Raw genomic sequence first — 26,523 nt, 5'->3', positions numbered from 1 at the left:
TAACAAAGAACTAATAACTAATTAAAGTTTATTTAAGTCTTTAATAATTAAATCAGCCGATTGATAACGCTCTTTAAAATGATAACAAATCATTTGATCAATAATATTAGTTAAAGCGGGGCTGAGATTAACTAAATGATGCCATTCGATTTCGCCGTTATGTTCATCTCTGGGTAACTTTTCGGGAGTTATGCCCGTTAAGGCTTGAATGGCAATCATTCCCAAGGCATAAAGATCGCTGTTAAAATAAGGTTTTCCCGCTAGTTGTTCGGCGGGAGTATAGCCCCTAGTGCCGATGGCAATGGTATTTTCATTCACCAAATATTGATGGTGGGGTTGCATTTCTTTCACCGCTCCAAAATCAATTAAAACAAGACGTTGATCTTTTTGACGGCGGATCATATTAGCAGGTTTTAAATCTCGATGAATTACCCCTTGACTATGAATAAAAGATAAAATAAAGAGGATTTCTTTTAAAAGTTTAATTATTGATTTTTCAGAAAAAGGAATATTATCCTGAATTTCTTTACTTAAAATTGTGCCGGGGATAAATTCTTCTACTAGATAAAATTGCTGATCTTCCTCAAAATGAGCTAATAATTGGGGGATTTGGGGATGATGGCCGATTTTTTCTAAAATAGAGGCCTCGGTTTGAAATAAACGTCTAGCCACTTGTAAAAATTCTTCATCGCCCGAAGCGGGTTGAAGTTGTTTAACTAGACATTTCGGTTTTCCCGGACGTTGAATATCTTCTGCTAAATAGGCATAACCAAAACCTCCAGATCCTAATATTTTAAGAAGATTATAACGCCCTACTAATAATTTATTAATACTTAAATTTAAGTTTTGTGCTTGTGTAATTAAAGTTGTTTTAATTTCACTTTCTGGTTTAATTTGAACTGTAATTGGATGGGTACTTTTGCTAACAGGATGATTATTTTTTAAGAGGCTTTTAAGTAATATTAAATCTTGTTCTTGTTGTTTTAATTGGAGGGCAATTTTTTCTTTTTCTTTTTGGGCTTGAATGTTATTACTAATTAAACCAAATATTAAACTACCACCTAAACTAAGATTGGCCGGAATAAGGGGCAACCAAGCACCCTGTAAAAATAAGAAAAAACAACTACCATTTAAAATAATGATTGATCCCACCGATAAAGGTATTAGAAAAATATAATCATGAATAAAATAAATAATAATGCCTCCGGTTAATCCCCAAGCTAAAATCCAGATCATTTCTAACCATTCTGGCCAATACCAAAATAATTTATTTTGCCCTAAAGTAGCATTAATAATTTGACTGGTTAATTGGGCATGAATCATAACTCCGGCCATTTTTTGATTAAAACGATCGGATGCGCTATAGGGAGTGTAAAAAGCATCATCAATACTAGGGGCATTGACACCGATTAAAACAATTTTATTTTTAATCCAATCACTTTGAAAATTGTGCTTTAAAATCTGATCTAAAGTTAACATTCGAGGGGGATTTTGTAATAATTGATAGTTGAGTAAAATTTGATAACCACGATCATCTATTTTCTGATAACTACCACTATTAAAAGTTAACTTTTTAAAAATAGTTTGATTCCATTTTAATTGATTATTTTTAGTTAATTCTGGGTTTAAGTTTTTCAAAGCTAAATATTTTTGTGCCAATTGAAAAGCCAGAGATAATTTAGTTTGACAAGGAGAATTTTGGCTAGGCTCAGTAAAAATTAAACCTCTGCGCACGATCCCCCCTTGATCAACTGTCACATCGGCAAAACCCAGTTGTTGACTGGGTATTTGACTCGGTGGAGCAATTCCGGCCGTAACAGTGCCACTTACTTTACAGATGGAAATTACATTATTTTTTTTTAATTCTCGCTGTAATTCTTCATAACCCGGCTCATTCTCAATATCTCGAAATATATCTAAGCCGATCGCCACTGGTTGATGTTGATTTAAAATTTTTAAAGTTTGAGCAATAACTCGATCTAAAAGAGGCCATTTTTTTTGAAGTTTAATATCTTTTTCCGTAACTTCCACAACCACAATGGGCTGATCCGTGGTAATTTTGCGATCAAAAAAAGGATTAACCTGTAAGCGGAGCATTTGATCAAAAATGGCCAATTCAGAGGATTCCAACCATCCTAACTGACGAATTCCAATCAGGGTAAGACTCACAAATAAACTAATGGCGAAAACAGATTTAACCCAAGAGAATAATTTAAAATTCATAATCCAACAAAATTAACTCTTTTCACTTGATCTTAATTGATAGCGGGTAATTATAATAATAATAGGCTTTGGTCTAAATTTCTAATACTTTTACAGATTAAGTTCAGTATAACTGTAAAATATGATCAATTACATACATTAAATTTTGTTAAAAAGGTTTTTTTAAAGATAAAACTTTTAATTGATCTTCACTATCAAATTTAACAATTGAATAATGACGTGGGGAAATTAAATCAACTAAATAAACCTTATTTCCTACCTCAAAATTAAGGTCAGTTGCCCGTTCCCAAGGACTCCCTAAAACATGAATAGAAAAGCGTCCCACTTCATCATAAATAGATATTTCGATCAAACCATTTGTTAAGATAGATAAAATTTCTCCTGATGTACCAATTAATCTTTCTGGTAATAATTGAACTGTGTGAGTTTTTAACAGTAATTTTCTTAATTTTCCCGTGATTTTAACAAAAATGATGGTAAAAATTAAACCAATTAAACGAATAGACCACCACCAAATAGGGGTTAAAGATTGTCCATTAAATAATAATAAATAAATTAAATTTCCCGTTAATCCTATAATGCCAATTATTAAAGGATAAATCCCTAATAAAAATAAAATTGGCACATCCCCCACCCCCATTAAAGATAAAATAAAACCGATTAAAGGTAGTTGAAGAATGGTCATTTTTTTGCCTAATTGTTCCCCTAATAGATCAGGTGCGGCCATACTAATTACTGCTATTAATAAGATTAAAAATCCCATTAATATCGCAATGATAAAACCATGATTGATCTGAGCAAAAATATAATTCATTATTAGTTATTTGTTATTAATTATTGGCTATTTATTTCTATTATAAAATAAAAAGTCTGGGATTTCCCAAATTTCTAACTTTTGAAAACTTACAAAATTTGTTATAATTGAAAGCTGGACATTTTTTAAATATAAATAAATTAATTTTTATCTGGAAATATTACCTATTATGACTACTCAAACTCCTAAAAAATATAATATTACTACCTTTGGCTGTCAAATGAATAAAGCCGACTCAGAGCGCATGGCGGGTATTTTAGAAAATATGGGCTTTGAGTGGTCAGAAGACCCTCTAAAAGCGGATTTAGTGTTATATAATACCTGTACGATTCGAGATAATGCGCAACAAAAAGTTTATTCCTATTTGGGCAAACAAGCCAAACGTAAAAAACAAAATCCTGAATTAACTTTAGTGGTGGCTGGATGCGTGGCACAGCAAGAGGGAGAGCAACTTTTAAGACGTATTCCCGAATTAGATTTAATTATGGGGCCGCAACACGCCAACCGCCTAGAAGACTTATTAGAACAGGTTTTCAACGGTAATCAAGTGGTGGCCACGGAAGAAATTGATATTTTAGAGGATATTACTAAGCCCCGTAGGGATAGTAATATTACGGCATGGGTAAATATCATTTACGGTTGTAATGAAAGATGTACCTATTGCGTTGTGCCTAGTGTGAGGGGCGTTGAACAGTCGCGCACTCCTGAAGCAATCTATAAAGAAATTGAGGATATTGCGCGTCAAGGCTATAAAGAAGTGACTTTATTAGGTCAAAATATTGATGCTTATGGGAGGGATTTGCCCGGAGTAACGGAAACAGGACGACATAAACACACTTTAACCGATTTATTATATTATATTCATGATATTGAAGGGATCGAGCGGATTCGTTTTGCAACGAGCCATCCTCGTTATTTTACTGAGCGGTTAATCAAAGCTTGTTATGAGTTACCGAAGGTGTGTGAGCATTTCCATATACCTTTTCAATCAGGGGATAATCAAATTTTAAAAGCGATGTCAAGGGGTTATACTCAGGAAAAATACCGTAGTATTATTAATAAAATTCGGGAATATATGCCCGATGCCTCTATTAGTGCGGATGTAATCGTAGGATTTCCGAGGGAAACGGAGGAACAATTTGAAAATACTTTAAAATTAGTAGATGATATTGCCTTTGATCAACTCAATACGGCCGCCTATTCTCCCCGCCCAAATACACCGGCCGCTTTATGGGAAAATCAGTTAAGTGAAGAAGTTAAAAGCGATCGCTTACAAAGATTAAATCATCTTGTGGCAATCAAGGCCGCAGATAGATCCCAGCGTTATTTAAACAGAATTGAAGAAGTATTAGTAGAGGCACAAAATCCCAAAGATCAAAGTCAAGTTATGGGAAGAACAAGGGGTAATCGTTTAACCTTTTTTACGGGTAATATTAGTCAGTTGAAAGGGCAAATTGTTAATGTTAAAATTACGCAAGTTCGCGCCTTTAGTTTAACAGGAGAAATGATTAATTAAAAAGTCGGTAGGGCAAATATATGATTAATATTGAGCCTTTAATGAATAATTTTACTATCAAAGAATTTTTTACATCAATTAATTTTACTATTTCCTATTCTATTCCCGAATTTCTCACTTGTGCCACAAATCTAGTGATTAGCCCTTGCCAAAGATCAAAAAAAGTATTATAATTGAAACATAAAAGGGGCCGCAACGGTTTCGACAGGTTGGCGAAAGCTTCTCTGTGATGCAGGTTAAGAGTGAGTCTCCTCTTATAAATCAAAGGCTCAAAAAAATAGTAACTGCGAACAACATCGTTCCTTTCGCTCGTAAAGCCGCTCCTGTAGCTGCTTAAACACAACCTTAACTTAGGTTTCGAGCCTCTATCATTTGACTCCGTTAAGGATGATAGTGCTAACCCCAACGGATGCTCTTTTTAACTTGCTCTAGTCAGTTAAAAAGCTAAGATTTGATTAGAGAATCCATGTCATCTGGAATAATTGATGATCCCAGTTTGAGGGTCAGAAAAACTAAACCTGTGAATGAATGGATAGTTAATACCCAGTTTGGACAGCAGTTCGACTCTGCTCGGCTCCACTGAGAAGATAAATCATTGAAAAAGGCTTTTGATTTCTTTAAGATTTCATCAGCCTTTTTTGATCTCAAAAATAAATGTTCATCAATAACAGTTATCTTTCAAAAAAGATTTATAATCTTAAGGTTTAGGCTAAATACCTTAATTTGTCGGGCTTATTCTTTGATGACAAAAAACAAGGTAAAATTGGCAAAATTAAAGTACAATAACTTAATTTATATTGATTACAAAAGTAAAAACACCCCACTATGAGTTCCCTTCTTCAATCGTCTTTCTCTCAATCAGAATCGAATCTTGCTCCCCCTTCTGACCTGTTTTTACGTCAACGGATTAAATTAGTTGAGGAATTGTGGGAATTGGTTTTAAAAGAGGAATGTGGTCAAGAATTGGTAGATCTGCTGAAAAATTTGCGTGATATGTGTTCGGAGGAAGGACAAACGGCCGAAATTCCTCAATCTTCAGCACCCACTTTAATTGAACAATTGGATCTGAATGCGGCGATCCGAGCTTCTCGGGCTTTTGCTTTATATTTTCAGTTAATTAATATTGTTGAACAACATTACGAGCAACGCAATCAAGAATTATCCCGCCGTGCTACTTCTCAAACTCCTGCTTGGCATTCTGGCTCTCAAAATCTTTGGACCCAAAGTAATTTAGGCCTTGATCTGTTGGAAAAAACCGTGCCTTCGGCGGAGGAAGCCAAGAAAACTGGTCTTTTTCATTGGCTTTTCCCCTATTTACGCCAGATCAATATGCCTCCTGCTAAAATTCAAAAGTTATTGGAGCAGTTGGATGTGCGTCTAGTTTTTACGGCTCATCCCACGGAGATCGTCCGTCATACTATTCGCAAAAAACAAAGACGCATTGCTCAAATTTTACAAAAGTTAGATCAGGTGCAGGAAAGCTCTCAAGGTATTGGTTTAAATCCTTTTTGGGATACTCACGAAGCTAATCAACAGTTAACGGAGGAAATTCGTCTTTGGTGGCGTACGGATGAGTTACACCAGTTTAAGCCCACTGTTTTAGATGAGGTTGATTATACCCTTCATTATTTTGAAAATGTATTATTTGATGTTATTCCTCAGTTATCTTTGCGTTTAAAACAGAGTTTAAAGAGTGCTTTTCCTTCTTTAATTCCACCTCGTAATAATTTTTGTTATTTTGGCTCATGGGTAGGTAGCGATCGAGACGGCAATCCATCTGTAACACCTAAAGTTACATGGGAAACGGCTTGTTATCAAAGGGGTGTGGTGTTGGAAAAATATATAGAGTCAATCCGTGAATTAAGAAATCTGTTGAGTTTGTCTCTGCACTGGAGCGATATTTCGCCTACTTTACTTGATTCTTTGGAAAGGGATCGCACGGTAATGCCTGAAATTTACGAAAAATTGGCCATTCGTTACCGTCAAGAGCCTTATCGTCTCAAATTATCCTATATTGAGCAAAGATTGAAAAATACTCAACAACGCAATGAACAAATTGCTTTTCAATTGGAAAAACCAATCACTGAGCCGCCTAAAGGTCAAATTTATCAATCGGCACAGGACTTTTTGGCTGATTTAAGTTTAATTCAAAGTAATTTGGCTCAAACTGGCTTAAATTGTCAGGAATTAGATAATTTAATTGCTCAGGTGGAAATTTACGGTTTTTATCTGGCTCAATTGGATTTTCGTCAAGAGTCTTCCCGTCATTCTGAGGCGATCGAGGAAATTGCACAATATTTACAAGTTTTACCGAAAAAATATACTGAGCTTTCTGAGCAAAAAAAAATTGATTGGTTAGTATCGGAATTAAAAACCCGTCGTCCCCTGATTCCGCCTGAAATGCCCTTTGGGGAAAGAACTTGTGAAAGTATTAATACTCTCAAAGTTTTGCGTAAATTACAGCAGGAATTCGGCTTACAAATGTGTCATACTTATATTATTAGTATGAGTAATGATGTGAGTGATGTGTTAGAAGTTTTGTTATTAGCTAAAGAGGCGGGACTTTATGATCCGGCCAGTGGCATTAGCACGGTGCGCATTGTACCCTTATTTGAAACGGTGGATGATTTACGCAAAGCTCCTGATATAATGCGTTATTTATTCTCAATTCCTCTTTATCGTAGTGCTTTGGCAGGGGGTAAAGAATTTGAAGAAACAGAAATAAACTCTCATAATTATCATAATCTATTTCCTCTAAATTTACAGGAAGTGATGTTAGGTTATTCTGATAGTAATAAAGATTCTGGGTTTTTAAGTAGTAATTGGGAAATTCATAAAGCTCAAAAAGCCCTGCAAAAAGTAGCCTCACAATTTAACATAGATTTACGCATTTTTCACGGCCGTGGTGGCTCGGTGGGAAGGGGGGGAGGCCCTGCTTATGCGGCGATCCTTGCCCAACCCACTTCAACGGTGAACGGACGCATTAAAATTACCGAACAGGGCGAGGTGTTAGCTTCTAAATATTCCTTACCTGAGTTAGCCTTGTATCACCTTGAAACCATTACAACTGCGGTCATTCAAACGAGTTTACTCGGTTGTGGTTTTGATGATATTGAAGCGTGGAATGAAATTATGGAGGAGTTATCGGTGCGATCGCGCCGTGCCTATCGGGAGTTAATTTATGAACAGGAGGACTTTTTAGACTTTTTCCTCTCTATTACGCCCATTCAAGAAATTAGTCAATTGCAAATTAGTTCCCGTCCTGCTCGGCGTAAAGGGGGAACTAAAGACTTAAGTGGTTTACGGGCTATTCCTTGGGTATTCAGTTGGACTCAAACGAGATTTTTATTACCCGCATGGTATGGAGTGGGGACGGCTTTAAGTGAATTTTTAGCTTTAGAACCGCAGGAAAATTTAAAATTATTGCGTTATTTTTATGTGAAATGGCCATTCTTTAAAATGGTTATTTCAAAAGTAGAAATGACCCTTTCTAAAGTTGATTTACAAATGGCTTATCATTATATGAGTCAATTATCTCAACCTGAAGATCGAGAGCGTTTTCAAAAGTTATTCGATCAAATTTCTAAAGAATATTATTTAACCCGAAAATTAGTCTTAGAAATTAACGGTCAGCCCAAACTTTTAGATAATGATCTTGAGTTACAAAAGTCTATTCAATTAAGAAATAAAACTATTGTTCCTTTAGGATTTTTACAGGTTTCTTTATTAAAAAGATTACGTCAATATAGTCAACAGTCAGCGGCCGGAATGATTCATTTTCGTTATTCAAAAGAGGAATTATTGCGCGGCGCTTTATTAACTATTAATGGTATTGCGGCCGGTATGAGAAATACGGGCTAATAATGGTTAAGAGTGACCAGTTAATAGTTAATAGTAATTAGTAATATAAATTAAGTTTAATTTATTGAACGATATTTGTTGGCTTTGAAATTAATTTCAAAGCGGGTTAATTACAAAAAGTTATCCCTTGAAGCATTACACCACTTCGCAATAAATTGACGAGGCTAATATAAATCGTTCAATAAATTGAACTAAAATTTTGTAAAAAAATTATTTTTTTTTAACTTAATTTATATAATTTGATTTAGATTTTATTAAATAAAAATACACTCTCCTCTGGTTGTGATAGATGTACAGAAAGAGAAACGAAAATTATTAATTAATATTTATTACTTAAAACTATGGCACAAACATTAATCAAAGAAATAACTTTAGATGAATTTCTTAAACAAGCAGAAACAAAACCTGCTCAAGAATTTTTTGACCATAAAATTTATCAAAAAGATATGCCACAAGGACAACATAGTCGTATTCAACTTAAACTTTCTAATGCAATTAATTTAGTAACAGAAGATGCCAAAATTGCCTTAGCATTTCCAGAATTGAGATGTACATTTTCAGGAATATCTATTGTGCCTGATGTTGCTGTTTTTAAATGGCAAAATTTACCAATTAATGAAGATGGTATAATTGCTAATAAATTTAATCTTGCTCCTGACTGGATGATTGAAATTTTAAGCCCTGATCAATCTCAAACTATTTTAATTAAAAAAATTCTTCATTGTTTAGATCATGGTACAATGTTGGCATGGATAATTGATCCTCACGAAAAAGTTATTTTTAGTTATACTCCTAATAATTTACCCTGTTTTTTTGAAACAGAAAAAGACTTGATTCCAGTACCCAAATTTATCAAAGATTTTCAGTTAACATTAGGCGATATTTTTGGCTGGTTAAAAGTATAATAAATTTTAGTTACTCGTTATTAATTATTAGTTATTCTTGCTCAAAAATACCTAATAAATAACAAATTATAAATAACCAATAACAAATAACCATGACTCTAATAGAAATTAAAGCGGAAAAATCTGCTAAAAAAAAGAAAAATAAACCTAATTTAAAATTTGAAAAACTAATGGCAATTTTAGCCGTTGGTAATTTAATTTTTGTGTTATTTGATTTAACTTATGTTCCTTTTCGCAATTTTTGGTTACAGGGAAAATTAGGTTTATTTAATTATTCTATTAAAGTTTTACCCATTAATATTACCCCAATTTATGATGTAGTAAAAGGAATTGAAGCTAATCGTTATACCGCCAAATATTTAGAAGAAGTAGCTAAATTTGAAGCAGAATATAATCAATTAAAACAACAAAATCCCCAAGCTTTACCCCCCGAAAATCAATTAAAAGTTTTACGAGATTTAAGTCTCGAAATGATAGATACTGATCCCTTTGCTGTTGCTAATAAAACGGGAACATTAGAGAAAATTAAAAATGATATGCGCTTACATATTTTCAAAAGTAAAGACGCATCAGCAAAAGATTCTTTTCGCCAATTTTGGAGTCAACAATATTTAGTTAAGAATAATCCCGAAAAACAATTAGCTTTTTTTAACAAAAAAATTAAACCTTTAATTGAAACTAATTATTTTCGCCCGATCGCCGAAAATGGACAACCAATAGACTATTTTTGGATTTTAGATTTATTTCCATCGGGTTTATTTTTCTTAGAATTTTTAGGCAGAACTTGGTATATTAAAAGTCAGAAAAAAGGCTTAAGTTGGTTTGATGCAATGTTATGGCGTTGGTATGATATTTTTCTATTTTTACCCCTTTTTCAATGGTTAAGAATTATCCCAGTAACTGTTAGATTAAGTCAGTCTGAATTACTTGATTTAAAAGCGATTCAAAAACAAGCAAGTCAAGGTTTTGTGGCCACTATTGCCGAGGATATTACTGAAGTTATTTTAATCCGAGTTGTTAATCAAATTCAAGGCTCAATTAAGGAGGGAGAAATAACTAAATTTTTATCACAAACGGCTAAACAACCAAGTTATATTGATCTTAATCAAACTAATGAAACGGCCGAAATTATTAAGTTAATGGCTAAATTAACAATTAATCAAGTTATGCCTAAAATTAGAACAGATATTGAGGCATTATTAAAGTATAATTTTGATAAATTAATTCAAGAATCGCCCGTTTATCAACAAATTAAATCTTTACCCGGAGTTGATGATTTTCAAAATAATTTAACAGGGGAAATTACTAAACAAATTTATCAAATAGTTCATACAACTTTAACTAATTTAATCGCAGAAGATCCAAACTTTGATCAATTATTAGAACAATTAGTAGGCAATTTTTCCAATGCCATAACTTCAGAAATTCAAGCAAAACAAAGTATTGATCAATTAGAAATTTTATTAGTAGATTTATTAGAAGAAGTTAAAATTAATTATATTTCTCGTTTATCTCAAGAAGATGTAGAAGATATTTTAGAACAAACAAGGGCTTTACGTCAAAAGGTTTAATATTTATCATTTGTCATTTATCATTTCTAAAAAGTGTTATTGTTATATAATATAAAACTGTATTTAAAATGACTTTTTAAGAAGAAAAAAACAATGGCCTCTGTTATTTCAATGGTGAATATGAAAGGCGGTGTGGGAAAAACTACCGTCACAGTTAATTTAGCAACTTGTTTAGCTAAAAATTATCAAAAAAAAGTGTTAATTATTGATTTAGATACTCAAATTAATGCCACTTTAAGTTTTATGACTCCGGCACATTTTGCTAAATTAAAACAGGAAAAACGCACTTTAAGAACATTAATTAATCAAGCTGTTTATCCTAAAAATGAGATAATTTGGTCTACTAAAGATATTATACAACAAAATATTTGTAATATTAAAGGTTTAGATTTATTACCCGGAGATATTGAATTATATGAAGATTTTGTGTTAGCAGAAATGATCTATGATTATACGATGGGCAGACAACAAAATTATGCCCAAACTTGGCAACAAATTGAAGATAGATTAATAAAAATAGTTGTTAAACCTTTTCTTAATTATTATGATTTAATTTTCTTAGATTTTTCCCCCGGAGATCATTTAATAACTCGCAGTGGAATTTTAGCTAGTGATTATTATATTATTCCTTGTAAACTTGAGCCTTTATCTGTAATTGGTATTGGCATATTAGAAGGTAGAATTAAACAGTTTAAAGAAAGTCAAAGAAGTAACATTGAATTATTAGGAATTGTCATTACTTCTTTAGGTAGAAATACAAAAATGTCAACCAATGTTCAGGGCAGATTAATAAAAGATTTTGGGAAAGAATTAATTTTTAAAACAGAAATTCCCATGAATGTAGCAGTGGCAAGGGCGATTGATGAATGTAAACCTGTAGTTTTAACTGAGCCTCAATCCGTTGGCTCAAAAGCTTTTGAGGAATTAGGAATAGAATTTTTTAAACGATTTTATTCCTAATTAATTATAATTAATCATTAATAGACCTCTTGCAAAAGTAATAAATATTAGCTAATAAAATCAATTTTCATAATTTTTTAATTAATTAGTATAGTTATTACTTATTACTTGACTTGTGCAAGAAGTCTAATCATTTCCAGTTGTTAATTATTAATTAAATCAAGATATTGTTCCTCCATTAAAAACGCCCCTTGTTTAAATTTTACACCCCAATAATAACCCGGACGACGATCTAAAATAACCCCTTCTTCGCCAATTTCCATAATATCAGAAGGGCGTAACATGGGCATGGGTTCGGCTGTTTTAAGATAAGGAGGTAAAGTAATTAATTTAACTTTATCGCCAATTTTAAAAGTCTTTTCTGTCATTTTATTTGCAAATTTGATCTATTATTTATGATAGTATTATTACATATAATTAGGTAGCATTAAGCATTAAGGCTAAAGCCTTATGCTATATAAACGAAGTCTGCACAGGCAGACTTTGTTTATATAGTTTATATAGGATTGTTTCAAATAAACCTTGAAATGCCTTAATTTTAGTTCTAAAAGTAGTTTTATTTTGCTTACTTTTAGATTCTATTTTAGATAAATCTGCCTGTAAAATAATCACTTTTACCTCCCCTTAAATAAATAACCAATAACAAGTTATAATAATTTATATTATAATAAAAAAATATCTCAAAATCCATTATTAATACAATTTTAAAACTATCATGACACAATCCCTTTTACCACCTAGCTCTGACACAGAAACCCCCATCTCCGTTAAAATACCGAAACAACATCAAGAAGATCTAGGCCCTATTAGTGACACTTCACCCGAAAGTTGGTGTTATGATCCCGAACGCATTAATAATTATTATCGTCAAAGACCTTTACAAATTTTGGGAAGATTATTAAATATTAGTCTAACTTTTGGCTTATTTCTGTTTGGTTTATGGTGGGATAAATTATTAAGAAAAAATCCTAAAAATAGTCAAAAAAGAGCGATTCAATTAAGGGAAGTTTTAACAAAATTAGGCCCTACTTATATTAAAATTGGTCAAGCTTTATCTACCCGTCCCGATCTAGTTCCTCCTTTATTTTTAGAGGAATTAACTACTTTACAAGATCAACTTCCTTCCTTTCCAAATGAGATGGCTTTTCAGTTCATTGAAGAAGAATTGGGGGATATTCCTTCGGAAATTTTTGCGGAAATTTCCGATCAACCTTTAGCGGCCGCATCCTTGGGACAGGTATATCAAGCTAAGTTAAAAACAGGGGAAAAAGTAGCAGTAAAAGTACAACGTCCAGATTTAATTAGACGTATTACTTTAGATATTTTTATTATGCGCAATTTAGCAGGTTGGGCGAAGGAAAATTTTAAACAAATTCGCTCAGATCTAGTGGCAATTGTTGATGAATTTGCAGGGCGTATTTTTGAGGAAATGAATTATTCTCAAGAGGGCAGAAATGCGGAAAAATTTGCTGATTTATATGGTTATATGAAAAATATTTATATTCCTAAAATTTATTGGGAATATACGGGGCGTAGAGTGTTAACAATGGAATGGATCGAAGGTATTAAATTAACCAGAATTAAAGAGATAGAAAGTAAGGGCATTAATGCCACTAAAATTGTGGAAATTGGGGTTGAATGTTCTTTAAGACAACTGTTAGAAAATGGCTTTTTTCATGCTGATCCCCATCCGGGTAATTTATTAGCAATGAATGATGGAAAATTAGCTTATTTAGATTTTGGCATGATGTCACAAATTAAACCCCATCAAAGATATGGTTTAATTGAGGCGATCGTGCATTTAGTTAATCGTGATTTTACCGCTTTAGCTCATGATTATGTTAAGTTAGAATTTCTCACTCCAGACACAGATTTAAGCCCAATTATTCCCGCTTTAACTGATGTTTTTGGGAATGCTTTAGGCTCATCAGTAGCAGAATTAAACTTTAAAAAAATTACTGATGAAATGTCAGAAATGATGTATGAATTTCCTTTCCGTGTACCTGCTTATTATGCTTTAATTATTCGCTCAATGGTGACTTTAGAAGGGATTGCTTTAGGAATTGATCCTGATTTTAAAGTATTAAGTAAAGCCTATCCTTATGTAGCTAAAAGATTATTAACAGATCCTTCAATGGAGTTAAGAAATTCGTTAAAAGATTTATTATTTAAAGATGGAAGTTTTCGTTGGAATCGTTTAGAAAATTTATTAAGAAATGCGAAAAATAGCCCTGATTATAATATTGAAAAAGTCTTAAATCAAGCGATCGAATTTATTTTTTCCGAAAGAGGTACATTTATTAGACAAAATTTAATCAATGAAATTATCCAAGCAATTGATTTATTTGGCAGAAGAACATGGCATGATTTTTCATCAAAAGTCTTAAAACAAGTCGGTTTTCAAACACAAGAAAAACCAGCAGAATTAAATCAAAATAGTGAGAGTTTTAAACATTTACAAAATATTTGGACAATTTTACAAACAACTCAAGGCTTTGATCCGATGAGTTTATTACCCTTAATTCCTCAACTTTTAACGAAGGATGAAACTAAAGATATGGGGCAAAAAATTGCTGAAGGTTTAGTGCAAAAAGTTGCGGCCAGATTAATTCGTAATATTTTATTAGAAAATGAAAATATTGATGATCAAAATAAGATTATTAATATTAATAAAGTGGTCAAATTAGAGAAAGATTCTCTACAAAAAGCCGCTTTTCGTTAAAAGTTAAAAATACAATCAAGCATTTAGCACAACTAATGTCATGTTTCTACAGTTGTCATATAGATAATAACTCATTATTCCCTCTTTAAAATAGGGTTTAACCTGATTATTAAGTCAATCATAACTTGATCAAAAATTGATCAAATAATTAAATCAGATCAATTTACTGCGAAAAAAGCCACTTTATGGCAAAATATAATTTCTGCCAAATAAGTTTTTCCGTGAATGGCAATAAATAGCAATGACTTTAGATTGGATTAGCCGTGCTGACCGCTTAAACGCACTTCCCCCTTATGTTTTCGCCCGTTTAGACGAACTCAAAGCCCATGCTAGAGAGCAAGGAATAGATTTAATTGATCTAGGGATGGGCAACCCCGATGGCTCCGCCCCTCAACCTGTGATTGATGGTGCGATCGCCGCCTTATCTGAGCCAAAATTTCATGGTTATCCTCCTTTTGAGGGGACAAAGGATTTTCGGGAAGCCATAACCCGTTGGTATCAAAAGCATTACAATGTTTCCCTTGATCCTAACAGTGAGGCTTTGCCTTTACTGGGTTCAAAAGAAGGTTTAGCTCATTTGGCTTTAGCTTATATTAATCCGGGGGATGTGGTTTTAGTACCCAGTCCGGCTTATCCCGTGCATTTTCGAGCGCCTTTGATCGCAGGTGGTGACATTTATCCTTTGATGTTGAAAGAGGAAAATGATTGGTTAATTGATTTGTCAGCGATCCCTGAAGATGTGGCCAAAAAAGCGAAAATTCTCTATTTTAATTATCCGAATAATCCCACGTCTGCGGTCGCTCCAAGGGAATTTTTTGAAGAAATCGTAGATTTTGCCCATCATTATGAAATTTTATTAATCCATGATCTAGCCTACGCTGAAATCGCCTTTGACGGCTATAAACCCACCAGTTTATTAGAGATACCTAGAGCCAAAGAAATTGGGGTAGAATTTCATACCATGTCAAAAACCTATAACATGGCCGGTTGGCGTGTGGGTTTTGTGGTGGGTAACTCCAACATTATTCAGGGTTTACGCACTTTAAAAACTAATTTTGACTACGGTATTTTTAGCGCCATTCAAAAAGCCTCACAAGTGGCTTTAGATTTACCCACTAGCTATATTGACACGGTAAGACAGCGTTATCAAGCCAGAAGGGATTATTTAATCAAAGGTTTAAATCAACTGGGTTGGGATCTTAAACCTCCTAAAGCTACCATGTATTTATGGATTCCTTGTACTAGGGGCATGACTTCGGCGGATTTTGCTTTAAATATGTTACAAAAAACCGGAGTTGTGGTTACTCCAGGGGGAGCTTTTGGAGAAGGTGGCGAAGGTTATGTGCGAGTAAGTTTAATCACTGATTTCGAGCGCATGGACGAGGCTTTACGCCGTTTAAAAGAAGCAGGTATTCGTTATTAAAAACATTGCTGATTAGAGGAAAGAACATATATTTTGTTCAAAGGTAAAACCCTTGTAGGGACATGGCTTGGCCATGTCCCCGTGCAATAATTAAATTTTAAATAAGCAAAATATATTTAAAATTTTATGATCAACAATTGATAGACAATTCAACTAATTTTCGGCCTGTTTGTGTTTGATAAGTGTTAATAATTTCCCTAAATTCCTCCCCATCAATTGTTTCTTTTTCAATTAATAAATCCACTAAACGATCGATTAAAGTACGATTTTCCTGAATAATTTGTTTAGCTTGTTCATAACAATTAATAATAATATTACGAATTTGTTGATCAATTTGAGCCGCTATTTCTTGGGAATATTCCGGTGGGTTGCCATACCAGTCACTACTGATCGTGCGGGTATTATCATCTTCTAAAGCAAGTTGTCCTAACTTTGACATCCCTAAACGAGTCACCATAAAACGGGCTAAACGGGTAGCCTGTTGTATATCTTGAGATGCTCCGATCGTCACTTCACTTTCCCCAAAGATCACCGCCTCGGCCGCACGGCCGCCCATTGAACAGGCAATTTTTGAGATAATTTCCGTTTTTGTTTCCAAGCCCGGCTCATCATCTGGGGTAAACCATGTAATCCCTTTAGCTTGACCTCTCGGCACTAAGGTGACTTTTTCCACCGGATCATGGGTATTGGTAAAACTGCCCACGATCGCATGGCCTACCTCATGGTAAGCAATCAGGCGTTTACCCTTACTATCGGTTAAAGGAGTGCCTTCCATTCCGGCGATCACCCGATCAATGGCATCATTAATTTCCGCCATCGTAATGGCATTTTTGCGCCTACGCGCGGTTAAAATGGCCGCTTCATTGAGTAAATTCGCCAGATCCGCCCCCGTAAAGCCCGGAGTGCGTTTAGCGATCGCCTCTAAAGATACCTCTGGAGAGACTTTTTTCGGTTTAGCATGGACTTCTAAAATATATTGACGGCCTTTGACATCGGGATAGTCTACCGTTACTTGACGATCGAAGCGGCCAGGGCGTAATAAAGCCAAATCTAACACATCAGGACGGTTGGTAGCGGCAATGACAATAATACCGTTATTTGGCTCAAAACCATCCATTTCCGTTAATAATTGGTTTAAGGTTTGTTCGCGCTCATCGTTACCGCCACCAATACCCACGCCCCTTTGTCGGCCTACCGCATCAATTTCATCTATAAACACTAAACAGGGTGCATTTTCCTGAGCTTTTTGAAACAGATCCCTTACCCGTGAAGCTCCTACTCCCACAAACATTTCCACAAATTCCGATCCCGAAATACTGAAAAATGGAACTCCGGCTTCCCCTGCGATCGCTTTAGCCAATAGGGTTTTACCTGTTCCGGGAGGGCCTACCAACAAAACACCTTTAGGAATTTTAGCCCCGATGGCGGTAAATTTTTCCGGTTGTTTGAGGAAAGTTACCACTTCCTGTAATTCTTCCTTTGCTTCTTCGATCCCTGCCACATCATCAAAACTAACACCTGTTTTCGCCTCCATTTGAAAACGGGCGCGGGATTTGCCAAAATTCATCGCTTGACCGGAAACTTGAGCCGATCGGCGTATAATCAGGACTAAACCAGACAGTAAAATCATTAATAAGAGTAAATTAACTAAAATTCTGGCGGCCGTGCCACTGTCAGCAGTAGGATTACTAGACAAATCTACATTAGCAGAACGCGCCCTTGAAATTAATTCGGGATTTTCCGCAAAAATTGGCACAGTCAGGGGTGGGGTTTTCTCCGGTTGTTTTTTGAGTTTAACTTTAGCCGTATAATTAACGTCATCTAGTTCAATACTTTCAACTTGACCCTGATCAATTTTTTCTAAAAGTTGACCGTAGGTTAATTTATTCTCTTTATCCTTATTATCCGCTAAACAGGGAGAAGCGATCAACAGAGTTTGAATGAGCATCCAACTGCCGATGACAGATAAAAAAGATAATTTTTTGTGTGATTTACGCTCCTTGGGCGAATGATTAGGCCTGTTTAGTTTATTCATAAATTATTTGATATAAGTGGAGATCTTTTCTTATTTTAACGAAAATTTAAGGTTTTTGCCTGATGGTTGTCATGATAATATTTTATTCCTTTGAATATCAATAAAATTAAAAACATCATTAAATAAAGTTTTGCTGGTACTATCAAACCATGTAATCTGAGGATCGGCTTTAAACCATGTGCGTTGACGTTTAGCAAATTGGCGAGTATGAATCATAATTAATTCTTGTGCTTGATCTAAGGTTATTTTTCCTCTTAAATATTGTTGAATTTCCTGATAACCTAAAGTTTTTAATAAGGGTAAATCTTGACCATATTTTAACTCTAATTGTTGTACTTCTTCAACTAAACCTTGGGCGATCATTTCTTGTGTTCGTTGTTTAATCCATTGATTTAAAATTTCTACGCAACAATCTAAACCAATTTGAATGATCGGATAATCAGGGGGAGTTTCTCCCTGTTGTTCTGAAATAGGTTTTCCGGTGGTATAAAATACCTCTAAAGCGCGTAAAGTTCTTACCTGATCATTACTATGAATTTTTTGAATTGCAAGGGGATCAATTTGTTTTAAAATAGCATAATTATGCCCTTGTCCAAGGGTTAATAATTGTTGTCTTAACTCCTGATTAGGTGACACTCTAGGAATCTTTAAACCTTTAGTAATTGATTTAATATATAGGCCTGTCCCACCCACTAATAAAGGTGGACTTTTTGAAGTTTCAAAATGTTGATTTAAAAGATTATTTACTGTTAGTTGATAATCGGCTAAAGTTAAAGTAAAATTAGGCTCATAACAGTCTATTAAATAATGAGGAACTAATTTTAATTGATCGAAAGAAAGTTTAGCCGTGCCAATATTAAAATCTCGATAAACTTGACGAGAATCAGCACTAATAATAATAGAATTAAGTTTTTGTGCGATTTTAATACTTAAATTTGATTTTCCTGTGGCCGTTGCACCACAAATTACAATTAACATTGTTTAAATAATTACTAAATTGAAATACCAGTAGAGTTGAACAGTCTTTCACCTCTACAAAATTTATTTGTATCACAATTTGATCAAAATGTTATTAACTTTGCTTATCAAGATTCATTAACAACTGCTATATGATTTTATGGAAAAACTATACTGCGAGAACCCAGATAAAAATCTTGAGGATTTTCTCCCGCTGGAGTTGCCCAAATTCCGAAGTTATAAAAACCATTATTGATATTAGAAGGACGATTTCCTTGTAAGCAAATTGTAATTATATTATTAGGCGGAATTGGGGCTAAAAATGTAACTTTAATGGCTTTATTTTGATCGATCATAGTGTGATAAAAACTATTAATAGTAATTGGATTATGATCTTGATTAAACCATGCTTTTGTTTTCTCTAAATTAAAATCAAATTGAGGAAGATTATTCGGGGAAATAATAGTCAAAGATTGTAAATTTTCTCCCATATTAGAGGGTAATTCAATTGTAAATTGATAATTAATAATTGAATTATGGTCTAATTCATGGCTATAATTTAGATTAGTAAATAAAGGATAAGCGTGGAAATAGCTTTGATTGAATTCAACATTTTGATTAATTTCTAAAATAGGATTTAAAACATTAATTGTATTATTTTCTACAATCAAAATTTCTCTTTCAAATTGTTCTCTTCCTTCGTTAAAAAATCGAGTAGATGAGTTATTTTCCAGATCACAAATACTAAAAGCTTGACTATTTCTTATTAAAAAAAACCATGATAACAAAACAAATACAAACAGTCCATATTTTCTGTAAACTACGTTAGTGGTAATCATCATTATCACCTCCTTAATTCAAGGCTTATATTATTTATATTTTTACTCGAACAACTTCACTATACTAACAGTATAACTCATAAAACTAACAATTTTTTGTTCAGGGGATATATTTAACAATATTTTAATAAAATTGAAAAAAATATTAAATTATTTATCTCTTTTTTTAGTTATCTAAATTTCGCTTTTCTCCATAATTTAATAATTGTTCTAAAGCTAATAAACGATTATTCCATACTTCCACTTGATAATTATTAATTTTCCCATATTCTGTCATTAAATTTTTAAAATAACTTTGGAAAATTCTTAATTGTAATTGGGTTAATAAATAATTCATTTCATTAGGTTGATTAACTAAAACTTGTAACTGATTGATTAAATTTGTTTGAGATTCTTTCCATTGTTTAATAGTAGCTTCATCTAAATTTAATTGACCTTGATCTAGCCAAAAATTCCATTCTTGTTGTAATCTTTGATAGCGTTGTAAGGCCGCCATAAAAGGCTGACGATGGGGAAAAATTAGATCAATCTCTGTTAAATTTTCATCCCCTTGAGTGCGCAATAAAATTTGATAAAGATTAGAATTAAAATTATCGGCCGCAAAAAAACCATAACCTAAAGTTGGTAAACTTCTCGCATATTGCACTTGATCTAAAACGCTTATTTGTGATTGATTTTGGATTCTAATACCGGGTAAAATTAAGGTTGATCCTGTTAATTTTGATTGAAAAATAGGCTCAGTTAATGATTCAAATTCTTTTGTATTATCACCATAAGTCATTGGTAATAATAAATCTATATAATTTTCTTTGATCCAATTTTCCCAATTTTGTTGAATTTTCTCAATTCTTTGATTATATTCAATCGGAAATACGGCCGCTGAAATAATTAAATTTGGTTTTTTTGCTTTTAATTTTTCGGAAACTGTTGCAACAAATGTATCTATTTGTTTAACTTTAAATTCTGTCCATTTTTGCCATAAATTATCCCCAATTTTTAAATTAATTGGATCAACTCCTGTTATTTTAAAAAATTGTTCTCTCGCCGATAAACTATAACCATAATGATCATTAAAATAGGGATTTTGGAAGGGATAACGAATATAATCTAATTGAAGCCCATCTACGTCATAATTGGTAACTATTTCTTCAAAAATAGAGAGCAAATATGCCCTTACATCAGGATTAGACGGATCTAAAAATGCTTTTTGACTACTGGGTTGGAATAAATTGCCTTGGTTATCTGTCATGATCCAGTCAAGATGCCTTGATAACACTGGCCCTAAATAGTCGGCCGATTGATTTAAAATTTGATTATGACGTTGATTGGCGGTGGCAAATACCCACACCCAAGCGTGTAACTCCATTCCCCTTTCATGGGCTAATTTGACGGCACTTTTGAGAGGATCCCACCCTTTTAAGAGGGGGTTCTGCTCTGGTGCAATTTGACTGGGATAAATAGTATAACCCGCATTCAGAGTCTCCATAAAGATAATATTAATTCCCGCTTTGGCAAATTGATCAAAGAGGGGAATTAAATCTGCTTCTGATTTTGCTTTGACGATTGTGCCACGATCAAGCCACAGATAACGGATTTCAGGCTGGGCAAGGGAGCGATCACTTGGATAATTTTCTAAGAGTTGATCCTGAATTTTTAAGATCTTAATTTCTGCTTCTTCATATTTTTTTTGCGAAATTAAATCTAAAATTATATTTAATTCTTGTTTAGCTTGTTCAATTAAAGAGTTAAAACTACGATTATTTTCAGAATTGGAAATCAAATTAATAGTTTTATCTTCTAATGTCAATTCTCTAGGTGAGGTTGCGTAGGCTTGAGCCGTAAAAAAAGCACTTTCAATGCGATTAATTAAGCTTCTTAAATCCTGTTCTTTTGTTAATAATTCTCTTTCCCAATCAAAATTTTCAGGGGGGGGAGTAAAATTAAGTTCCTCGGGGTTATCCTCTGTATTAACTCTGTTTTCGCCCAAAGGTTGACTCTCAATTCTGGCTTGATGCTCATTGACAAGGGTTTGTGATTGATGATCAAGAAAATTAGATGGGATTTGCTGATCATTTGATGGTTCTATTACTTGTGAGTTTTGAGAGTTATTGGGAGTTTCCCCTTGATTGCTATAACTACGACAAGGCCTTCCAGTGGTGCTTTGAGCGGTGTTGATCGCCCCATAATGATTTAAAATTGCCCTGAGCCAAGTTTGATCAAAGGAAGATGAGGCCACTTGATCTTCTCCCCATTGCCACCCCATAAAAACGGCCTGATCCCCCATTACCACCGCCGGAAGATTACCAGATGTATTCCAAACGGCGGCCGTATGCCTACCAACGCCAAAAGGAATGATCACCCCCCCCTCTATGGCTTCCATTGGCACTGTCAGATTAAACCAGTTTTCTTGTTCTACTGTGACGGGATTGAGATTGGTGTCGTTGATGAGGGAAAAGCCCCAATAAGCCCCCAACAGCGATCGCAATTTATTCTTGAGATCGGGAGGCGACTTTGAGCCTGTTTCCCCAGAAACAATGACGATCTGACCTCGATTTAGCCAGTCTTCAAGGGTTTTAACTTGAAGATAATTCCATGTTTTACCATTGGGAATAAAGAGGGTATTTAAGTAATTTAATGCTAAATTTTCAGGTAAAAAAGCAAAATCAATGGTACAATAATCAATATTCATACTCCGTAAACGGGCATTTATTTGTTCCCATTGAGCGGTATTTTCTTCTGTTTTAATCACTCCTAATTTTAAATTTTGTGATAAAACCGCTTGATTCTGAGTTAATTGGAATAAAATAGCTATGCTTAAAGCTGAAATAAAATCTAATAAAATTTTAAATTTAGGAGAAAGATAAAAATTTGTTTTTCTCAATACCATTTTTTTAAACTAGAATCTCTCAAAAAATTTTTTTTTACAATTAATTTTAATAATAATTAAAAATATAGGTACAATCAAGATATATTGAAAAGTAGATTACCTATTTAAAAGTGTTAATTGATCAAACCACAAAGAGACAAAATGAATTTAATCAAGATTTTAAAATCAAATCAATTTATTGTCAATAAATTATTGATTGTGGTTTTGATATTTTTATTGATAATCATTATCTTAATCATTCAATCTTCTTATCATCAAATCCCGAAAAATTCAGTTTTGAATATGGAAAAAACCAAAATTAAATGTTTATTTAACCCACCGGATCAAGCCCAGCCCATTAACACTGTAGGGGGGGCTTCTCGGCGTTAGTATTTTTAAGATTAAAAATAAAAGGAAACCGCTCAAACTTTCATTCGAGCGGATTGTGGTGTGAGGAGTGTGCCTAAAAAGTTTACACTTTTTTTGGCTAAATCTATTCTATCGAATTTTTAGACATTTTTTGAAAATAAATGATTAATTTTCAAAAATTTTTTGTTTGATCAGGAAAAATAAGACTTTTTCCTTTAATTTTTCAAGGATTGTTATATTATATTATTAATTGTTGTTACTAATAATCAAAAACCAATCAGATTGTTGGTTACAGGATGCTTGTAACAATATCTTTTTTTAATCTAAATTAGTTGATTATATCATTATTTAATAACCTTAATTTTTATGAATCAAAATATTTTAGAAATCCGTAATTTACAAGTAAAATTTACCACAGAGGATCGCTCAATCATGGCTGTAGATGATTTAAGCATTAATTTACAAAAAGGGGAAACTTTAGGGATTGTCGGCGAATCTGGTTCAGGAAAATCCGTTACTTCTTTAGCAATTATGGGATTAATTCAAGCCCCCGGAAAAATTACAAAAGGCGAAATTATTTTTCAAGATTCCTCACAGGAAAAAGCCATTGATTTATTAACATTATCAGAAGATCAACGCCGTTTATATCGTGGGGGTAAAATTTCTATGATTTTTCAAGAACCCATGAGTTCTCTTAATCCTGTTTATAATATCGGTTTTCAATTAACCGAAGCAATTTTATTACATCAAAATATTAGTCAAACAGAGGCCAAAAGACAGGCGATCGCACGGTTACAAGAGGTTAAATTATTACCTAATGATCAACAATTACAACAGCAATATTTTGAGGAATTAGGAATTAGTAACAATGATAATCAAGTAGTAACAGATAAACAAATAAATCAATATCTTAATAATAGAAAACAGGCTATTTTAAAGCGTTATCCTCACGAATTATCAGGGGGACAATTACAAAGGGTAATGATAGCAATGGCCATCGCTTGTAACCCTAGTATTTTAATTGCCGATGAACCCACAACCGCTTTAGATGTGACAGTTCAAGCCACAATTTTAGATTTATTAAGGGAGTTGTGCCACACCCGTCAAATGTCATTAATTTTTATTACCCATGACTTAGGAGTAATTGCGGAATTAGTGGATAAAGTTGCGGTAATGTATCAAGGAAAAGTAGTAGAATTTGGTAAAACTAAAGATATTTTTCTGTCAGCAAAACATCCATATACTAAAGGATTATTAGCTTGTAGACCCCGTTTAGATCAAAAATTAAAATATTTACCAACTGTAGGGGATTTTATGACAGAAAAAATTAGTGATCAAGGGGAATTAATTATTGAAGAAAAACAACAAACAGAAGAAATAACTTTAGAAATTATTGATCAACAACATCAAGAAACTAGACTCAATCAATTATTAAAAAATCAACCCTTATTAGAAGTTCAAAATTTAAAAGTAGGTTTTAGACAAAAAACAATTTTTGGGAAAACTAATCAATATTTTATGGCAGTTAATGATATTTCATTTAATCTTTACCCAGGGGAAACATTAGGCTTAGTGGGGGAGTCTGGCTGTGGAAAATCAACTTTAGCCAGAACTTTATTATGTTTAATTCCAGCCTTAGATGGTCAAATTATTTTTAGGGGAGAAAATTTAGCAACATGGCATCATCAAAAGTCAATTTTTAATCTTTTCAAACAACAAAAAACTATTCGGAAAATTAGTGATCAAAGATTAAGAAATTTACGCAGAGAAATGCAAATTGTTTTTCAAAATCCCTATAATTCTCTTAATCCTAGAATGACAATTGGTAAGGCAATTTTAGAACCAATGTTAATTCACAAAGTGGGGGGAAACTATCAAAAACAAAAGGAAAGAGTTTATTATTTATTAGAAAGAGTAGGCCTTGATTCTAATAGCTTTAACCGTTATCCCCATGAATTTTCAGGAGGTCAAAGACAAAGAATTTGTATTGCGAGGGCTTTAGCTTTAAATCCTCAATTTATCATCTGTGATGAGTCGGTTTCTGCTTTAGATGTATCGGTACAAGCTCAAGTTTTAAACCTATTAAAAGAGTTACAAAATGAATTTAATTTAACCTATATTTTCATTTCCCATGATTTAAGTGTAGTTAAATTTATGAGCGATCGAATTATGGTTATGAATAAGGGAAAAATAGAAGAAATTGATACATCAGAGGAAATTTATACAGCACCAAAAACAGATTATACTCGTCAATTAATTGCTTCTATTCCTGTGGGAAATATCCCCTAATTTAAGATTAAAATTATCCAAATTATTGACATTTTGATTGTTTTATTTTTACCTCTTTTACCATTTTTTAACTTAATTAACCAATTTTTAAAAACTTTTTAAGTATAAATACTTATTGACTTTATCTTAAATAAGAATTATTCTTAGATGCAAATAAATCTTAAATAAAAGCAAACAGATCAAAAAGGTAATTATGGCAGTAATTGAGCGTGTTCCCGATGTGGTTTTTAAAACCCGTGTTAGAGATGAATCGGTGCCTGGCCCCAATCCTTTCCGTTGGCAGGATCGCACTACCCAAGAGATTTTTGGCGGTAAAAAAGTAGTTGTTTTTTCCCTTCCGGGGGCGTTTACGCCTACTTGTTCATCGAATCATTTACCCCGTTATGAAGAATTGTATGAAGAATTTAAGGCACAAGGGGTAGATCAGATTATTTGTTTATCCGTGAATGATGCCTTTGTGATGTTTCAATGGGGTAAACAAATCGGGGCGCAAAATGTCTTTTTATTGCCCGATGGAAATGGAGAATTTACTCGTAAAATGGGGATGTTAGTAGATAAATCAAATCTCGGTTTTGGGATGCGATCTTGGCGTTATTCAATGTTAGTTAATGACGGCAAAATTGAGAAAATTTTTGTTGAATCTGGTTTTGGGGATAATGCAGGGGATGATCCTTTTGAAGTCTCTGATGCTGATACAATGTTAGCTTATTTAAAGGGTACTGAAGCCGCCGGAGTTTGCGCTCCAATTCGTGAATTTGTGGGTTAATTGTTACCACCCTACATATTAATAATTAATTTGTATAAACAAACCTAAAAGTAGGGGATTTGTTAAATTCCCTACTTTGGCTAAGGTAGACAACTTTTTAATATTAGACGTCTTGCGAAAGTATCAGGTGATCGCCAATTTTATCTTCAAAGAAAGCTCATAATTATAAATACCTGCAATTAAATTAAATCTTAATCTAAAACGTTTTCTTCTATTTCTATATCGTGATGAAAGTATTTTAACCTGAATTATTCATGAAAACAAAAAAATCAAATCTGAACTAATCCAAAATTAATCATCAATTTAAAAATCAAACTTCTGGACAAACAAAAATTACATATTATTCCTATTTTTTACTCACAAACTATTAAAAATACAGGTTTTTTAGTCATTTAGACACAATAATC

The 26,523-nt window shown here is 33.2% G+C and carries 17 protein-coding genes, 1 other RNA gene and 1 pseudogene; 11 read left to right on the top strand and 8 right to left on the bottom strand.

Going from position 1 to position 26,523, the window contains the following annotated elements; genetic code table 11:
- Positions 1-21: 21 nt before the first annotated feature.
- Positions 22-2,223: a CHASE2 domain-containing protein gene (locus tag Anndu_RS14010; protein ID WP_464101796.1), complete on the bottom strand. Its 2,202-nt coding sequence runs from the start codon at positions 2,221-2,223 to the stop codon at positions 22-24.
- 148 nt (positions 2,224-2,371) lie between these two features.
- Positions 2,372-3,037 carry a hypothetical protein gene (locus tag Anndu_RS14005; RefSeq protein WP_464101795.1) on the bottom strand — a complete coding sequence of 222 codons (666 nt, stop codon included), beginning with the start codon at positions 3,035-3,037 and terminating at the stop codon, positions 2,372-2,374.
- 166 nt (positions 3,038-3,203) lie between these two features.
- Between Anndu_RS14005 and miaB the strand changes: the two genes are divergently transcribed.
- From miaB to Anndu_RS13970, 7 genes are all read left to right on the top strand, one after another.
- Positions 3,204-4,553, top strand: coding sequence for a tRNA (N6-isopentenyl adenosine(37)-C2)-methylthiotransferase MiaB (gene miaB / locus Anndu_RS14000; RefSeq protein ID WP_464104103.1), 1,350 nt, complete (start codon positions 3,204-3,206; stop codon positions 4,551-4,553).
- A 20-nt stretch (positions 4,554-4,573) separates the two neighbouring features.
- Positions 4,574-4,726, top strand: coding sequence for a hypothetical protein (locus Anndu_RS13995; protein WP_464101794.1), 153 nt, complete (start codon positions 4,574-4,576; stop codon positions 4,724-4,726).
- A gap of 13 nt (positions 4,727-4,739) precedes the next feature.
- Positions 4,740-5,135: a transfer-messenger RNA gene (ssrA, locus tag Anndu_RS13990) on the top strand.
- Positions 5,136-5,378: 243 nt separating this feature from the next.
- The gene (gene ppc / locus Anndu_RS13985) at positions 5,379-8,414 is read left to right on the top strand and encodes a phosphoenolpyruvate carboxylase (RefSeq protein WP_464101793.1); all 3,036 of its coding nucleotides are present in this window, start codon (positions 5,379-5,381) and stop codon (positions 8,412-8,414) included.
- Between the two features lie 341 nt (positions 8,415-8,755).
- Complete coding sequence (locus tag Anndu_RS13980; protein WP_464101792.1) at positions 8,756-9,319, top strand: Uma2 family endonuclease; 564 nt, start codon at positions 8,756-8,758, stop codon at positions 9,317-9,319.
- A gap of 92 nt (positions 9,320-9,411) precedes the next feature.
- Positions 9,412-10,890: a hypothetical protein gene (locus tag Anndu_RS13975; protein ID WP_464101791.1), complete on the top strand. Its 1,479-nt coding sequence runs from the start codon at positions 9,412-9,414 to the stop codon at positions 10,888-10,890.
- 93 nt (positions 10,891-10,983) lie between these two features.
- The gene (locus Anndu_RS13970; protein ID WP_464101790.1) at positions 10,984-11,850 is read left to right on the top strand and encodes a ParA family protein; all 867 of its coding nucleotides are present in this window, start codon (positions 10,984-10,986) and stop codon (positions 11,848-11,850) included.
- 143 nt (positions 11,851-11,993) lie between these two features.
- Here Anndu_RS13970 and sipA read toward each other — a convergent pair whose 3' ends face one another.
- Positions 11,994-12,218, bottom strand: a complete 225-nt coding sequence (gene sipA, locus Anndu_RS13965) for a regulatory protein SipA (RefSeq protein WP_464101789.1) — start codon at positions 12,216-12,218, stop codon at positions 11,994-11,996.
- Between the two features lie 347 nt (positions 12,219-12,565).
- Here sipA and Anndu_RS13960 point away from each other — a divergent pair, with 347 nt between their 5' ends.
- Entirely contained in the window at positions 12,566-14,572 is a 2,007-nt protein-coding gene (locus Anndu_RS13960) for an ABC1 kinase family protein (protein WP_464101788.1), read from the top strand.
- 241 nt (positions 14,573-14,813) lie between these two features.
- A complete protein-coding gene (locus Anndu_RS13955; protein WP_464101787.1) occupies positions 14,814-15,995 on the top strand; it encodes an aspartate aminotransferase in 1,182 nt (393 codons plus the stop codon).
- Between the two features lie 130 nt (positions 15,996-16,125).
- Here the strand turns inward: Anndu_RS13955 and ftsH are convergent, their stop codons facing one another.
- The 4 genes from ftsH to Anndu_RS13935 all read right to left on the bottom strand — a co-directional run bounded on the left by ftsH (position 16,126) and on the right by Anndu_RS13935 (position 22,707).
- On the bottom strand, positions 16,126-18,030 hold the full coding sequence (ftsH, locus tag Anndu_RS13950) for an ATP-dependent zinc metalloprotease FtsH (protein ID WP_464101786.1): 1,905 nt from the start codon (positions 18,028-18,030) through the stop codon (positions 16,126-16,128).
- A gap of 69 nt (positions 18,031-18,099) precedes the next feature.
- A complete protein-coding gene (miaA, locus tag Anndu_RS13945; RefSeq protein WP_464101785.1) occupies positions 18,100-19,008 on the bottom strand; it encodes a tRNA (adenosine(37)-N6)-dimethylallyltransferase MiaA in 909 nt (302 codons plus the stop codon).
- Between the two features lie 137 nt (positions 19,009-19,145).
- A complete protein-coding gene (locus Anndu_RS13940; RefSeq protein WP_464101784.1) occupies positions 19,146-19,829 on the bottom strand; it encodes a DUF2808 domain-containing protein in 684 nt (227 codons plus the stop codon).
- Between the two features lie 163 nt (positions 19,830-19,992).
- Positions 19,993-22,707, bottom strand: a complete 2,715-nt coding sequence (locus Anndu_RS13935) for a glycoside hydrolase family 10-like protein (protein ID WP_464101783.1) — start codon at positions 22,705-22,707, stop codon at positions 19,993-19,995.
- Between the two features lie 720 nt (positions 22,708-23,427).
- Between Anndu_RS13935 and Anndu_RS13930 the strand changes: the two genes are divergently transcribed.
- Both Anndu_RS13930 and Anndu_RS13925 read left to right on the top strand, forming a co-directional pair.
- On the top strand, positions 23,428-25,350 hold the full coding sequence (locus Anndu_RS13930; protein ID WP_464101782.1) for an ABC transporter ATP-binding protein: 1,923 nt from the start codon (positions 23,428-23,430) through the stop codon (positions 25,348-25,350).
- 193 nt (positions 25,351-25,543) lie between these two features.
- A complete protein-coding gene (locus Anndu_RS13925) occupies positions 25,544-26,116 on the top strand; it encodes a redoxin family protein (RefSeq protein ID WP_464101781.1) in 573 nt (190 codons plus the stop codon).
- Positions 26,117-26,239: 123 nt separating this feature from the next.
- On the opposite strand, the pseudogene Anndu_RS13920 reads toward Anndu_RS13925, so the two are convergent.
- Positions 26,240-26,356 (bottom strand): annotated as a pseudogene (locus Anndu_RS13920) (IS5/IS1182 family transposase); the annotation flags it as partial.
- Positions 26,357-26,523: the final 167 nt, after the last annotated feature.

It is taken from the genome of Annamia dubia NIES-4383 (assembly GCF_055394725.1).
The sequence above is the reverse complement of the archived record's forward strand: the minus strand, read 5'-3'. Positions and strand labels throughout refer to the sequence as shown.